Raw genomic sequence first — 13,857 nt, forward strand, 5'->3', positions numbered from 1 at the left:
ACTTCGCTATACAAAGCAGTTGTACTATTTTTGAAGCAGACTTATATCAGTTGCAGCCAAGTTTTAAACTTTGCTATGCTTAGTTATTATTGGGAATAGAAAAAAAACACCCCTGCAAGCGTTTTAAACGCTTGCAGGGGTTTAATTTAAGAATAGAAACTTATAAAAACGAAACTAAAAAGTTTTGGGTCCCATAAAATTAGCGGTAGTTGTTTCCAGGAGTTCTCCTCTGCTGTAAATGCCTATTTTCACTTTGTTTTTATGTCCGTCTAATTCCATTGGATGGATGTTGATAAACAAACTTCCTTTGTCCAAATCTTGAGCGGGAACTATTGTAAAATAATTTTTCACCAGTTTGATTTCTCCTTTATGCGAAAGCAATTTAAAATATACGGAGTCTTTTTCTATATTGGTTTTGTTTACCAGTTTGTAGGTGTATACATTTCTAAGTTCGCCACTTTCGGTGGTTTCGTACAAGTTTCCAGGTAATCTTAAAATACGTGCTTCTACATCACTTCTAATAAATAATAAACCGATTAAAATTCCTATTAAAATAGTTAATACTCCAGTGTAAGCTTTCATTCTTGCCGTGAACTTAAACTTGGCTTTCTTTTCAATATTTTCTTCGGAAGCATAACGAATTAAGCCTTTTGGAAGATTTACTTTTTCCATGATATCATCACACTCGTCTATACAAGCAGTACAGTTTACGCATTCCAATTGGGTTCCGTTTCGGATATCAATTCCGGTAGGGCAAACGTGTACACATTGTTTACAGTCAATACAGTCTCCGTAACCAAGTGCATCTCGATCTTCGTTTTTTCTGAATTTTTTTCTTCCGTTTTCGGCTTCACCACGTTTATGGTCATAGGCAACTACAACTGATTTTTTATCAAGTAAAACGCCTTGTAATCTTCCATATGGGCAAGCGATAATACAAACTTGTTCTCTAAACCACGCAAATACAAAATAGAAAACAAGGGTAAATATCAGTAAAGGAATAAAAGTGCCTAAGTTGGCTGTTGGTCCTTCGGTAATATAAAGTAAAAGCCGGTCGCTTCCTATTAAATACGCCAAGAACACATTGGCTATTAAAAATGAAATGAAGGCAAAAACCGCCCATTTACTTCCTTTTTTAATAATTTTTTCTTTGTTCCATGGCATCCGATCGAGTTTCATTTGTTTGTTTCGGTCGCCTTCAATAGCATATTCAATTCTTCTAAAAACCATTTCCATAAAAATAGTTTGAGGGCAAATCCAACCACAAAAAACACGTCCAAAAGCTACAGTAAACAATGCCAATAAGACGATTAACGTAATCATAGAAATAACAAACAAGTAAAAGTCTTGTGGCCAAAACGAAAACCCAAAAATGTTGAATTTACGCTCTAGTACATTGAACATCAAGAATTGATTTCCATTGATTTTGATAAACGGCGAAGCAAATAAAAACAACAATAAGAAGTAGCTTACCCACTTTCTGTATTTGTAAAAAACACCAGATGGTTTTTTAGGATAAACCCAAGCTCGCTTGCCTTGGTCATCCATAGTGCCAATACTATCTCTAAAGTTTTCTTGATCGCTCATTTTTATACTTTTCTATATGGTTAAGCAAAAGCTAGTTTTATTTTTTTTGATAGATGAACATGGAATGCTCGACGCTAACTAAAACCTAAATACACAATGAAACTTCTACTCTTCTTGTTCGCCTTCCCAAATTTCTCCTTCCGGCGCTTTTCCATCTGCAGGATTGTTTTCCTGTAAGGTTAATACATAAGAAGCGGCTTGTTGCATTTCTTTAGCTGTTAAATCGGACTTCCAAGAAACCATTCCTTTTCCAGGTCTACCGCCTTCGCTAATGGTTTTAAACACATTTTTAATTCCACCGCCTAAAATCCAATGTTCATCGGTTAGGTTCGGACCAATTCCACCGCCACCATCGGCTCTATGGCAAGCCACACAATTGGTAGCATAAATTTTTTCTCCAGCTTTTAAATCGCTTGGTTCTTCTAAAGCTACAACTGTTTCGTAATCGATTATATTTTCTGCTGTGGCTAAATATTCTTCAATCTCTTTATCGGCTTGAGCTACTTCTTGCTGATATTCTTCTGCTTGGGTATAGTCTCCAATAACATGGAAACGTACTAAATATACCACTGCAAAAACAATGGTAGCGTAGAAACCGTATAGCCACCATGGCGGAAGTTTGTTGTCTAATTCCTTGATTCCATCATAATTATGGTCTAATATTATTTCATGTTCTTCTTCCACTTCTTTAGACTTGGTCATATCTTGTAAGAAGCCTTCAATTTTTTCTCCTATTTTGCTTGCTCTTGCTGCTTCAGCTTCATCAAACTTTTTCTGAGCTTCTTCCGAAAGGCTCATGTATAAAATATTTTTTAACGAGCTGATGGAAGCTTCAATAGCCAATGCAAATAAAAACACGATGCCAATGAAAATTCCTGCAAAAGGATATTCTAAAATAGCCCATTGACCCGGTTCAGTTTCGGTTAAGTATTCTGTGCCTAGCCAGGCTAAACCAACCAATACAATAATTCTGATGTAGGATTGTGTCTTCATAATTTACTTGTGTTTTCAGTTTCTTCATCGGTTAATGGAATGTCACTCATCTTTTGGATGTAATCTTTTTTGGCGGTAAAGACCCACCAAAAAAGAATTACAAAAAAGCTAAAGAATATCAAAAGCGAAATAATTGGATAAAGCTCAATTCCTTCTATGGTTTCTAAATATTGTTTTGCGAATTTCATGATTTCAAAAGTTTAGTTAGAAGATGCTGATGCTTCTTCGGGTTGAACAATTTTAATATCGGTTCCTAGGCGTTGTAGGTAAGCAATTACTGCAGTAATTTCTCTATTTCTCATTTCAACAAAATCCATGTTGTTTTCTTCCGCATACTTTTTAGCCGCTTCGTAAGATTTTACAAAATCTGGATCGTTGTACAAGTTTTGTTCGATTTCTATTCCTTGTTCCAACATGCTTTGTTGTGCATTAGCGATTTCTTCGTCAGAGTATGGAACGCCAAGCTTAGCCATTGTCTCGAGTTTAGCTTCTGTTGAAGATTTGTCTAATTCATTTTCAATAAGCCATTGGTATGCTGGCATAATAGAACCTGAACTCGTGCTTTGTGGATCGTACATGTGGTTAAAGTGCCAGTTATCTGAATATTTTCCACCTATACGCAATAAGTCTGGTCCGGTACGTTTACTTCCCCAAAGGAAAGGACGGTCGTACACATATTCTCCACCTTTTGCATATTCTCCATAGCGTTCTACTTCCGAACGGAAAGGACGCACCATTTGTGAGTGACAACCTACACAACCTTCACGGATGTAGATGTCTCTACCTTCTAATTCTAAAGGAGTGTAAGGCGTAACGCTACTTATGGTTGGTACATTTGATTTCACCAATAAAGTAGGAACAATTTGAACCACACCACCAATTAAAATGGCAATGGTAGCCAAAATGGTTAATTGAATCGGCTTACGCTCTAACCAAGAGTGGAACGCTTCACCAGCAACTCTACCACTTTTAACACGTTGTAGTGGAGCAGCTTCAGCTAATTCATCAGTAACTGGTGAACCTGCACGAATGGTCATAACTACGTTATAGAGTAAAAGGAACATTCCTGAAATGTACATTGTTCCACCAATGGCTCGCATCCAGTACATGGGCATAATTTCAGAAACGGTTTCTAAAAAGTTACCATATACCAAAGTTCCGTCTGGGTTAAAGTCTTTCCACATTAGTGCTTGTACAAAACCAGCCACATATAAAGGTAAAGAATATAAAACTATACCTAAAGTTCCTACCCAAAAGTGAGCGTTGGCTAGACCAACCGAATGCAATTTGGTTTTAAATAGTCTTGGTACTAAAAAGTAAATCATACCAAAAGTTAAGAAGCCGTTCCAAGCTAAGGCACCTACATGAACGTGTGCAATAATCCAGTCGGTAAAGTGAGCAATAGCATTAACATTCTTAAGCGAAAGCATTGGTCCTTCAAAAGTAGCCATACCGTATCCGGTAATTGCAACTACCATAAATTTAAGCACAGGATTGGTTCTTACTTTATCCCAAGCACCTCGAAGCGTTAGTAAACCGTTAATCATTCCACCCCAAGATGGCATAATGAGCATTACCGAAAAAGTAACTCCTAAATTTTGAGCCCAATCTGGTAAAGCGGAATACAATAAGTGGTGAGGTCCAGCCCAGATGTAAATGAATATGAGCGACCAAAAGTGAATAATGGATAGTTTATATGAATATACAGGTCGATTGGCTGCCTTAGGAACAAAGTAATACATTAAACCTAAAAACGGAGTAGTTAAGAAAAAGGCAACTGCATTGTGTCCGTACCACCATTGTACCAAAGCATCTTGAACACCGGCATAAGCCGAATATGATTTTAATGCTGAAACTGGTAGCGCTAAGGAATTAAAAATGTGTAATACGGCAACTGTTACAAACGTAGCTAAGTAAAACCAAATGGCAACATACAGGTGGCGCTGTCTACGTTTTAAGATAGTACCGATTAAGTTCCACCCAAAAGCTACCCAAATTATAGCAATAGCAATGTCTATCGGCCATTCTAATTCAGCATATTCTTTAGAACTAGTGAAACCAAGTGGAAGTGTAATTGCAGCCGCAACAATAATGAGCTGCCAACCCCAAAAGTTAATGTTACTTAAGGCATCGCTGAACATTCTGGCTTTTAATAGTCGTTGCGAAGAATAATATACTCCAGCAAAAATGGCATTACCAACAAATGCAAAAATTACGGCATTGGTGTGCAATGGTCTTAAACGGCCAAAGCTCAACCAAGAAATTCCGTCGGTGAGTTGAGGAAAAATAAACATAAAAGCGAGCAAAAGCCCAACGGTCATTCCGATTATGCCCCAAAAGATGGTGGCATATAAGAATTTTTTTACGATTTTATTATCGTAATGAAACTGCTGTACATCCATAATTAATCTTGTTTTTGTTCTTGGGTAGATGATTTTTTAGAGTCGTCTTTTACTAACTCATCATCAAATAGCATGCGTACCGAAGGCGTATAACTATCGTCATATTGTCCGCTTTTCACCGAAAAAATAAAAACGATAAGGAATACAAGTGCTACTAAAATGCTAATGGTAAGAAGTCCGTAAATTACACTCATGATTCAAAATTTCCCACAAATGTAAATGCGAAGTTAAAATTGAAAAATGACGATAATCAGGTTTGATAGACTAAAATAGAATTCGGTAAAATTAAGTTGATTTTATGGGAGATAATTTTTTTTTCAACAAAATAAATGACTAAATTTGTCATGAAATAATTTGTCAATAATGAAATTAGTTAGTGCCAAACGAAAAGAATTAAATCTGAAAATCTGTGATTTAGCACAGCAAGTAGGTATTGACTCAAGTTTAATGAGCAGAATTATTTCAGGTAAACGTCATCCTACTTTACCACAGTTGAAAAAAATTAGCGAAGCAGTAGGCTTAGATTATTATGAGCTTCTCAAAGAATTTTTAAGTAATCAGGTAGTCGATTTGTTAAGTTCATACCCTACTGTAGCCGAAGATGTTATTGCAGCTGCTGAAGAACGCATTGCTTACCTTACTGGTAAAGAAAAGTTTAAAGTCATTGAACTTGATCAACAAGTAACTAAATTATTGAATGAAGCAGATCAACTTCATAAAAAGTGGCAAAGCAAAAAACCTTTAGATGGTTTACAAGTTCAGAAAATGCAAGAATTCTTCCATACTGCATACACTTATGAAAGTAACCGTATTGAAGGAAACACCTTAACTTTAAGTGAAACACACCTTGTTATTAACGATGGAATTACCATCGGCGGAAAAAGTATGCGCGAGCATTTAGAGCTTATCAATCATAAAGAAGCAATTGATTTAGTTCAGGATTTTGTGAAAAATAAAATTCATTTTAATGCTTTTTATTTGAAGCAAATTCATCAATTGGTTTTAAAGGGCGTCGATAAAAAAAATGCAGGTGTTTATCGTTCAGTTCCTGTACGGATTTCAGGTAGTGCACATTTCCCACCTGAGCCGTATAAGATTGATAAATTAATGGAAGATTATTTTCTGTTTTATGAAATGCAAAAGAAAGTTTTGCACCCCATAGTTCTCGCTGCCGAAATGCATGAGCGATTAGTTTCTATTCATCCATTTATAGATGGTAATGGAAGAACATCGCGCTTGGTAATGAATTTAATTTTGCTTCAACACGGCTACACGCTGGTTAATTTAAAAGGCGATCCTGATCAAAAAGAAAATTACTTTAAAGCGCTTGAAGCTGTTCAGGTAAATCATGAAAATAAACATTTTCACAAATTAATTGCCGAATGTGCCATTTCATCGCTTCAAGAGCACGTTCATTTAGCTGGATAAATAAAGTTGCTTCATTTTTTGGAGCAACTTTTTAGTTTTGCTGCTTTAGTTAAATGGGAAGTAAATATGAGAATTGACTCGTGTTCTAAAAACTAATTATCTTGATGCTAAACTGAAAAACTCAGTAGAGTAAGCTCTCAATTCAAATAATTCTGTGCAAGCGGGGATGCCTTTTCATTATTTTTTTACGGGAATTATGCTATGTGTTTTTAAACAATACTAAATTTTTAACACTTTAATAATGAGTAACTAATTGATTATTATTTTATGTTTACATCAAAAAAATTGTGTAAAAATTATTCAATTTTCAAATATTGAAAACTGTTATAGTCTATTTTAAATCAACAATATGAAAAAAGTAATTGTCCTTTTTGTACTAATTTGTGTGTGTACCATAAATGCACAAACTTCTACACCTGTTTTGTTCCATCAAAATGTAGCAGATTATGAAGTTTACCCACGTTCTATAGCTTACTATAATGGTGAAATTTATATCCCAGATTTTTCTAATAATCGTATCCTAAAAACTTCAGCTACATCATCTAATGCAGCAGTTATAGAGGTTTTAACCAACATTCAATTTCCTTCAAGCTTGACTATTATAGGAGATGAATTATTTTTCTTGCAATCTATCACCACTGCAAACCCAACCAACAACTCAGGAAAATTATCTAAAATTGACTTAACTCAAACCAACCCAAGTGTGGTTGATGTCTTAACAGGTCTTAATCTTCCATTAGTTTTAGCAGGAAACGCTAACGAATTATTTGTCACGGAAATAATAGGAAATTTCTCTTCAAATAACTTTGATGATTTCAATATACAAAGCACCAGCATTAGTAAAATCGATTTAACTGGAACGCCTTCCAAAACAGTTTTACTTCAAAATCGAGAGTTTATTTTGGATATGAAATGGGGTGATTCAAACTTGTATTGGTTAGAAGAATTTGATGACTCAGATGAGATTATTAAATATCAAACAAATGGTCCTTCTGTGCCACCAGAAACAATTTACGCTTTCAATTATAATGAAGATGATGAGTTTGCTGAACGGCTTTTTATTTACAATGACCAATTGTTGTATACCAGTGCAGAATTTGATGGTATTGTTGAATATGGAAGAGTTAAATCTATTGATTTAAACAACAGCCAGAACGTTTCTGAAGTTTCAACTCCATTTGTTTTTGCTTCTAATGAAGTGTATGCAACCGCCATGACTATTCATAATAATGAGTTATTTGTTTCTGCTACAAGTTATAATTTTAACACAGGTAATGAAAATGAATTGTTATACACAGTAGATATTTCTACACTTTCAACCCAAGAAATTAATGAACCCAATTTTGGTATAAGTTTCTATCCTAATCCTGCTGAATTTCAAATAGAATTCAACCGCGAATTAGAAGAATTATCCGTTTTTGATCTAGCAGGTAAACAAGTAGCTTTTTTTGAAGAAAGGTCAACTACATTTAATGTTTCTCAATTGTCTGAAGGTATTTACATGTTAAAGGGAAGAACTACGGCTAACAAATTCCTTCATCAGAAATTGATCAAGAAATAAGGAAATTTCATGTTAGTTAAAAAGTGAAAAACCTGCTAGTGTAAACAAAGTCATTTAGTTAAAAACAGTACACGTTAAATTTTATTGCTGATAGAAAAACAAACAACTATAAGGATATAGCTTAGGTTTGTTTATATTTATCAAAAAAATATCCATGCCCAAGTTTTTTGTTTTTTTACTATTTTATTCATTATCCTTTTTTTCAATTGAAGCACAAATCTTAAAAGATACTTCTTCATTTACAGAAAAAGATAGTTTGCGCGGAAGTCTACGCCCAGAACGATCCAACTTTAATGTCCTGCATTACGATTTAGAAGTGAAGGTTAATCCAAATGAGCGATTCATCAGTGGAAAAAACAGCATCCGTTTTGAAACCTTAGATAAGTTGCCTAAAATGCAATTGGATCTATATGAAAACATGCAAATTGACTCCATTATTTCTGGAAGTCGAAAATTGACTTATGAGCGCAAATTCAATGCTTTCTTTATCACTTTTGATGAAGCTTTAGGGGCTAAAGAAGAACATTTAATCAGTATTTATTTTAGTGGAAATCCCATTGTAGCAAAACAAGCGCCTTGGGATGGTGGTTTTGTTTTTAAAAAAGACCAGAACGGAAAACCCTGGATTGGCGTAGCTGTACAAGGCGATGGTGCTAGTTTGTGGTTTCCAAACAAAGACCATTTAAGTGATGAACCCGATGAAGGAGCAGATATAAAAGTAAGTGTTCCCAACGGATTGATGAACGTTTCCAATGGAAAATTAATTGCTGAAACCCCACAAGAAAATGGCTATACACAATGGCATTGGCGTACTGTAAATCCGATTAATAATTACAATATTACTTTGAATATTGGCGATTATGTTCATTTTGAAGATCAGTTTCAAGATTTAAGCCTGGATTATTATGTTTTACTTTATCATTTAGAAAAAGCCAAAAATCAATTTGAACAAGTAAAACCCATGATGCAATGTTTTTATGAAAAAATGGGCGAGTATCCTTTTACAGAAGATGGCTTTAAATTAGTAGAAACTCCATATTTGGGAATGGAGCACCAAAGTGCTGTTGCTTATGGCAATCAGTTTATGAATGGTTATCTAGGAACCGATTTATCAGGAACGGGATACGGATTAACTTGGGATTTTATCATCATTCACGAGTCGGCTCACGAGTGGTTTGGAAACAGTATTTCGGTAGCAGATATCGCCGATTTGTGGATTCATGAAGGCTTTACCACCTATGCAGAATCTATTTTTGTAGAATGTACTCAAGGTAAAGATGCAGCCTTGTCTTATTTATATGGAATTCGGAAAAACATTAAAAATAAGCGGCCTTTAATTGGAAATTATGGCGTAAATCATTCTGGTCCTAACGATATTTATTACAAAGGAGCAAACCTACTAGGCACACTTAGAAGCATTGTTAATGACGATGAACTATGGTGGCAAACCATCAAGTCTTTTGTTGAAGATTTTAAACACCGCGTTACCAACACAGAAGAAGTTGTTGCTTATTTTAATGAAAAATTAGAAGCTGATTATACTTCTTTTTTCAATCAGTATCTTAATTACGCTAAAATTCCTGTTCTTGAATTTAGGAAAAACAATAAAAGAGTAGATGCGCGTTGGAAAGCTGAAGCCAAGAACTTTGAAATGCCAATAGATGTTGGTTTTGTTGGCGACGACCAAGCTTATAGATTACATTTAACTAACAATTGGATAAAAACCAATTTACGAATGAAAGATTTAGAAAACTTAAAAATTGATATCTTTCATTTTTATATCGATTTTGAGTTCTTAGATGAAGAATAAGCGGTTTTTTTATCTTCTAGGTCAATACCAATTTAAAACGATGTATTAAAATTAAGCGTTAAACCAGAACTTTCAGGAACAAACCTACAAACTCCTCCAACACAAACTAAACCGCCACGTTGTCGACCATAATTTAATGCTATTCGGTAGGCTCCAATTCGATAAGCGCCACCTAAGTTGATGTAATGTACTTGTTCACTTTCTTTTTTACTACCATAGTTCCAAATATCCCATAGGTAAACAGATAAGTTTTCATTAAAGTTAAATTCAATTGTTCCGCCAACCCAGTCTTCACGGTCGCCAACTGCCCACATTTTTTCCAATTCAACACGTATAGATTGTTTAGAATTGAAGTTGTAGGTGGCTTCAGAAGTTATAATATCAGCTCTAACCAAATCGCCACCACCCAATAAGCGTTGGTCATAATATTGATTGATGTAGTTGAAGCCTAAGTGCCAAGAATCATCTACTTTCTTTTTAATTTCGATGCTATAATCCGAGAAATATTTATTTCCTCTTCCAAAGAAGTCAACATCATAATCAGGAGGATTATAGGTATACACGCCAGGTAAATTATACCAACTCGAAAAGTTGAGGTAAACATGTGTTCCATATTTTCCTCCTAAAAAGCTATCTTCTTTAAATTTATAAAAAAAATCAATTTGTCCTCCAGTTTCGCCAGCACGCATAACTTGAGCATCTTCAAAAAGTGTATTTTGCTGAGCTTGAAAAACATAGATATTAGCCAACAAAGAATGGTGTTGTTTAGTAAGTGCAGGAGTAAAGTTTACAAATGTGTCTAGGTAATCAAAACTAGTGGAGAGTTCTCCTTGAAAGTCAGTAAATACAGAAGGTTCACGTTGTGAATAAAAACCCATGTTTTCCATTCGGCGTAAGCTTACATCTACTCCTAAACCTGATTGAGAGTAACCAAAATTGAAAGTAACGGCATTTCCAGAACGAGCAGAATTATCAGACAATCTGTTCTGAATGTTTAAAATACCATCTTTAGATTTATAATTAACTTCGGCATTAGCATAAAAAGACCCAATTAAGTAATCAGCACGAAGTGAATAAGCGTTTGTTAGTTCGTCAAAACTTGGATTTTGAAGTTGCGGATATTCCTCAAAAGATTCATGTCTTCCTAAATAACTAAAACCTAAACTTAAATCTTGATTTTTTTCATATAAGTTTAAATATTCTGCTAAAAATATATTTGCATCAAATCCAAATAAATCTCCAGATGTTACACTAAAACCAGAACGTTGTCTTCCGTAAAAAGCGGTAAAATCTATATTATAGTTTGGGCTAAACTTCACTTTTGCTCCACGAACAGCAGAATTTATACCTAAAGCTCTATCTTCCCAAGCTCTAAAAATCATGCCGTTACCAAACTGTTCATAGAAATGTCCAATGGTAATATCCCATTTTTCATCTTTATAGTTAAGGTAGTATATGCCTAAATCTGTTCCTTTAAATTGTGGATTGTAATTAAGGAGTGCATTTGGTTCGTAGGCTTCAACTTGAATACCTGCAGTCCATCTTTTATAATTGTAATTAGCATAGAGATAATTGTTCGAACGAAACGGATTATCAGGTACAATGGCGCTTTCAAGACCATCATCTTCTACATAATACTGCATGTTAGATTCAAGGCCACCATAAAATCTACCGTAATCTTTTTTTTCTTCTGAAGTTTTTTGCGCATGCAAAAAAGTGAAGTTAACTAAGACAAATAAAATACTTGTCTTGGCGAAATTTATACTCATATTAAAGTGCTTTCAAGGATTGGTATAACTCATCTTCTGCACCTTGACTGTAGCCATTAAAAATCAGCTCAATTTTTTGATTTTTCACAACTACCATATACGGTATATTAACAATAGATAAAGCTCTTTTTAGTTTTTGATTGGTGTCCATTAAAACACGATATGGCCAATTTTTTCCATTTAAAAGCGGTCTAACTCTTCTTTGTGTTCTAGAATCGTCAGTTGAAACTGCAATTAATTCCATATTTAATTCTTCAGACCAATCTTGATAATGTTCGCTTATGGCTTCCAATTCACTTATACATGGAGCGCACCATGTAGCCCAAAATGAAAAAACATAAATTTTGTCAGTTTCGTTAAAATCATTAACAATATGTATAGGTTTATTCTTCAGATCTTTAATGCTAATATTAGGCATTTTTTCTTGCGAAAATGATTGAATACTGATAATGAGAAAAATGAAAAGGATAAATCGCATATAAGTTTTGTGTTTAATTACAAATTAAGTTAAATTTTATTTTTTCAAATTAACTAAAATTTAATAATAAAATCCTACTTTTGATGATAATTAAATCAAAAAATCATTAAACATGCTTAAAAAACTACTTACAAGTTGTGCAGTGTTCGCTTTTGCTTTTTCTGCTTTTAGTCAAACTATGGTTAGTACTACACCAGAAAACAAAAATGTAATTTTAGAAGAATTTACGGGTATTAACTGCCAATTTTGTCCTCAGGGACATGCCATTGCCCAAGGTATTCAGGAAAATAATCCAGGTGACGTATTTTTAATTAACATCCACGTTGGAGGTTTTGCTACACCAGGTCCTAGTCAACCTGATTTTCGAACTCCTTTTGGTACTGCTATAGATAGTCAAGCCGATGTTTCGGGTTATCCTGCAGGTACGATTAATCGCGCTTTATTTCCATCATTCTCCCAAAATCCTGGCGGCACATCTATGGGAAGACAGCACTGGGTTAATGCAAGTAATCAAGTTTTAGGTCAATCTTCTTACGTAAATGTAGCCACAGAAGCTGAAATAGATATAAACACCAATCAGATAACAGTTCATGTAGAAGCATATTATACAGGTAATAGTCCAGAAGATTCAAACAAGTTGAATGTGGCTTTGTTACAAAATAATACCTTAGGACCCCAATCTGGTGGAGGTATGGGAGACAACTATGTTCACATGCATAGATTAGTACACATGCTAACTGGACAATGGGGAGTTGATATTAACACAACCACACAAGGCAGTTTTATAGACCAAACTTTTACATATACAATTCCTGAAAATTACAATGGTATTTCAGCTGATGTATTTGAAGGTGAGTTTGAAGTTGTAGCTTTCATCACAGAAACACAAGAAAATATAATTAGTGGTAGTGGAGCAAGTGCTTCCTTAACAGGTTTTGCTAACAGTAATGATGCAGTTATAAAATCTGTTGACGAATTTGATAATCTATGTGTTGATAGCGTTGCTCCATCTTTTGAAATTTTAAACTTTGGTTCCAACCCTTTAACTTCTGTAGATGTTGAGTATGATATAAACGGTGGTACAACAGAAGTATATACTTGGACTGGAAATCTTGCTCCTGGTGAATTTGAAAAAATTGATCTACCAGAAATGGAATTCACTCTTTTAGAAACAAATGAATTCAATATTAATTTGTCTGATGATGACGATAATTCAAATAACTCGTATTCCTTTAATTTTGATGCTTCTGAAATTTTTGAAACAAATACTGTTGAGTTGAATATTCAATTAGATCAATACCCAGAAGAAACCACTTGGAATATTACCAATTCTGCTGGTGGTGTTGTTCATTCAGGCGGACCTTATAATGGTCAACAAAATCAAAGCGTACAGCAGACATTAAACTTAACAGAGAATGATTGTTATACCTTTACTATTATGGATGCCTATGGTGATGGTATTTGCTGCGATTGGGGGGATGGGTCGTATAGCTTAGAAACTTCAGATGGAACAGTTATTATTCAAGGTGGAAGTTTTGGATCTCAAGAATCTAAAACTTATAGCAACTACAATTCGCTTTCTGTTCCAAATTTTGATGTTTACAACTTTAGTATGTACCCAAACCCTACAAGCGGAAAAATAAATTTATCTGCCAACGAGAATTTTGGATATGAAGTGTTTACACTTCAAGGTAAAAAAATACTGACTGGCGAATCTAAAAACATGCTCTCAAATCAATTAGATTTGTCTAATTTTACAAGTGGAGTTTACCTGATTAAAGTGAATATCAACGGAGCTTCTAGAACACAAAAAATAATTTTAAAATAAA

At 34.4% G+C, this 13,857-nt stretch carries 11 protein-coding genes; 4 read left to right on the top strand and 7 right to left on the bottom strand.

Going from position 1 to position 13,857, the window contains the following annotated elements:
* Nucleotides 1-174: 174 nt before the first annotated feature.
* The 5 genes from ccoG to ccoS form a co-directional block, all read right to left on the bottom strand.
* Nucleotides 175-1,587, bottom strand: coding sequence for a cytochrome c oxidase accessory protein CcoG (gene ccoG / locus IEV72_RS09680; protein ID WP_188458908.1), 1,413 nt, complete (start codon nucleotides 1,585-1,587; stop codon nucleotides 175-177).
* Nucleotides 1,588-1,692: 105 nt separating this feature from the next.
* Nucleotides 1,693-2,580, bottom strand: a complete 888-nt coding sequence (locus IEV72_RS09685) for a cbb3-type cytochrome c oxidase N-terminal domain-containing protein (protein WP_188458909.1) — start codon at nucleotides 2,578-2,580, stop codon at nucleotides 1,693-1,695.
* The gene (locus IEV72_RS09690) at nucleotides 2,577-2,771 is read right to left on the bottom strand and encodes a CcoQ/FixQ family Cbb3-type cytochrome c oxidase assembly chaperone (protein ID WP_188459000.1); all 195 of its coding nucleotides are present in this window, start codon (nucleotides 2,769-2,771) and stop codon (nucleotides 2,577-2,579) included. Before IEV72_RS09690 ends, IEV72_RS09685 begins: the two co-directional genes overlap by 4 nt.
* A 9-nt stretch (nucleotides 2,772-2,780) precedes the next feature.
* Nucleotides 2,781-4,982, bottom strand: coding sequence for a cytochrome-c oxidase, cbb3-type subunit I (gene ccoN / locus IEV72_RS09695; RefSeq protein ID WP_188458910.1), 2,202 nt, complete (start codon nucleotides 4,980-4,982; stop codon nucleotides 2,781-2,783).
* 2 nt (nucleotides 4,983-4,984) lie between these two features.
* A complete protein-coding gene (ccoS, locus tag IEV72_RS09700; protein WP_188458911.1) occupies nucleotides 4,985-5,176 on the bottom strand; it encodes a cbb3-type cytochrome oxidase assembly protein CcoS in 192 nt (63 codons plus the stop codon).
* A 169-nt stretch (nucleotides 5,177-5,345) separates the two neighbouring features.
* Between ccoS and IEV72_RS09705 the strand changes: the two genes are divergently transcribed.
* The 3 genes from IEV72_RS09705 (at nucleotide 5,346) to IEV72_RS09715 (ending at nucleotide 9,781) form a co-directional block, all read left to right on the top strand.
* The gene (locus tag IEV72_RS09705; protein ID WP_188458912.1) at nucleotides 5,346-6,410 is read left to right on the top strand and encodes a Fic family protein; all 1,065 of its coding nucleotides are present in this window, start codon (nucleotides 5,346-5,348) and stop codon (nucleotides 6,408-6,410) included.
* A 349-nt stretch (nucleotides 6,411-6,759) separates the two neighbouring features.
* A complete protein-coding gene (locus IEV72_RS09710; RefSeq protein WP_188458913.1) occupies nucleotides 6,760-7,971 on the top strand; it encodes a T9SS type A sorting domain-containing protein in 1,212 nt (403 codons plus the stop codon).
* 154 nt (nucleotides 7,972-8,125) lie between these two features.
* Nucleotides 8,126-9,781 (top strand): M1 family metallopeptidase, encoded by a 1,656-nt coding sequence (locus tag IEV72_RS09715; RefSeq protein ID WP_188458914.1) that lies wholly within the window; start codon nucleotides 8,126-8,128, stop codon nucleotides 9,779-9,781.
* Between the two features lie 32 nt (nucleotides 9,782-9,813).
* Here the strand turns inward: IEV72_RS09715 and IEV72_RS09720 are convergent, their stop codons facing one another.
* Together IEV72_RS09720 and IEV72_RS09725 are read right to left on the bottom strand one after the other, a co-directional pair.
* Nucleotides 9,814-11,550: a DUF6029 family protein gene (locus IEV72_RS09720; RefSeq protein ID WP_188458915.1), complete on the bottom strand. Its 1,737-nt coding sequence runs from the start codon at nucleotides 11,548-11,550 to the stop codon at nucleotides 9,814-9,816.
* A gap of 1 nt (nucleotide 11,551) precedes the next feature.
* A complete protein-coding gene (locus IEV72_RS09725; RefSeq protein WP_229731871.1) occupies nucleotides 11,552-11,968 on the bottom strand; it encodes a TlpA family protein disulfide reductase in 417 nt (138 codons plus the stop codon).
* A gap of 172 nt (nucleotides 11,969-12,140) precedes the next feature.
* On the opposite strand from IEV72_RS09725, the gene IEV72_RS09730 reads away from it, so the two are divergent.
* A complete protein-coding gene (locus IEV72_RS09730; protein WP_188458917.1) occupies nucleotides 12,141-13,856 on the top strand; it encodes a T9SS type A sorting domain-containing protein in 1,716 nt (571 codons plus the stop codon).
* The last annotated feature ends 1 nt before the right edge of the window (nucleotide 13,857 follow it).

Origin of the sequence: Psychroflexus planctonicus (assembly GCF_014640195.1) — a bacterium.
Lineage (GTDB): Bacteria > Bacteroidota > Bacteroidia > Flavobacteriales > Flavobacteriaceae > Psychroflexus > Psychroflexus planctonicus.

Bases quoted from the DNA above. Each gene is read 5' to 3' on its own strand.
- ccoG (WP_188458908.1), bottom strand. From the start codon at position 1,587: ATGAGCGATCAAGAAAACTTTAGAGATAGTATTGGCACTATGGATGAC.
- IEV72_RS09685 (WP_188458909.1), bottom strand. From the start codon at position 2,580: ATGAAGACACAATCCTACATCAGAATTATTGTATTGGTTGGTTTAGCC.
- ccoN (WP_188458910.1), bottom strand. From the start codon at position 4,982: ATGGATGTACAGCAGTTTCATTACGATAATAAAATCGTAAAAAAATTC.
- ccoS (WP_188458911.1), bottom strand. From the start codon at position 5,176: ATGAGTGTAATTTACGGACTTCTTACCATTAGCATTTTAGTAGCACTT.
- IEV72_RS09705 (WP_188458912.1), top strand. From the start codon at position 5,346: ATGAAATTAGTTAGTGCCAAACGAAAAGAATTAAATCTGAAAATCTGT.
- IEV72_RS09710 (WP_188458913.1), top strand. From the start codon at position 6,760: ATGAAAAAAGTAATTGTCCTTTTTGTACTAATTTGTGTGTGTACCATA.
- IEV72_RS09715 (WP_188458914.1), top strand. From the start codon at position 8,126: ATGCCCAAGTTTTTTGTTTTTTTACTATTTTATTCATTATCCTTTTTT.
- IEV72_RS09720 (WP_188458915.1), bottom strand. From the start codon at position 11,550: ATGAGTATAAATTTCGCCAAGACAAGTATTTTATTTGTCTTAGTTAAC.
- IEV72_RS09725 (WP_229731871.1), bottom strand. From the start codon at position 11,968: ATGCCTAATATTAGCATTAAAGATCTGAAGAATAAACCTATACATATT.
- IEV72_RS09730 (WP_188458917.1), top strand. From the start codon at position 12,141: ATGCTTAAAAAACTACTTACAAGTTGTGCAGTGTTCGCTTTTGCTTTT.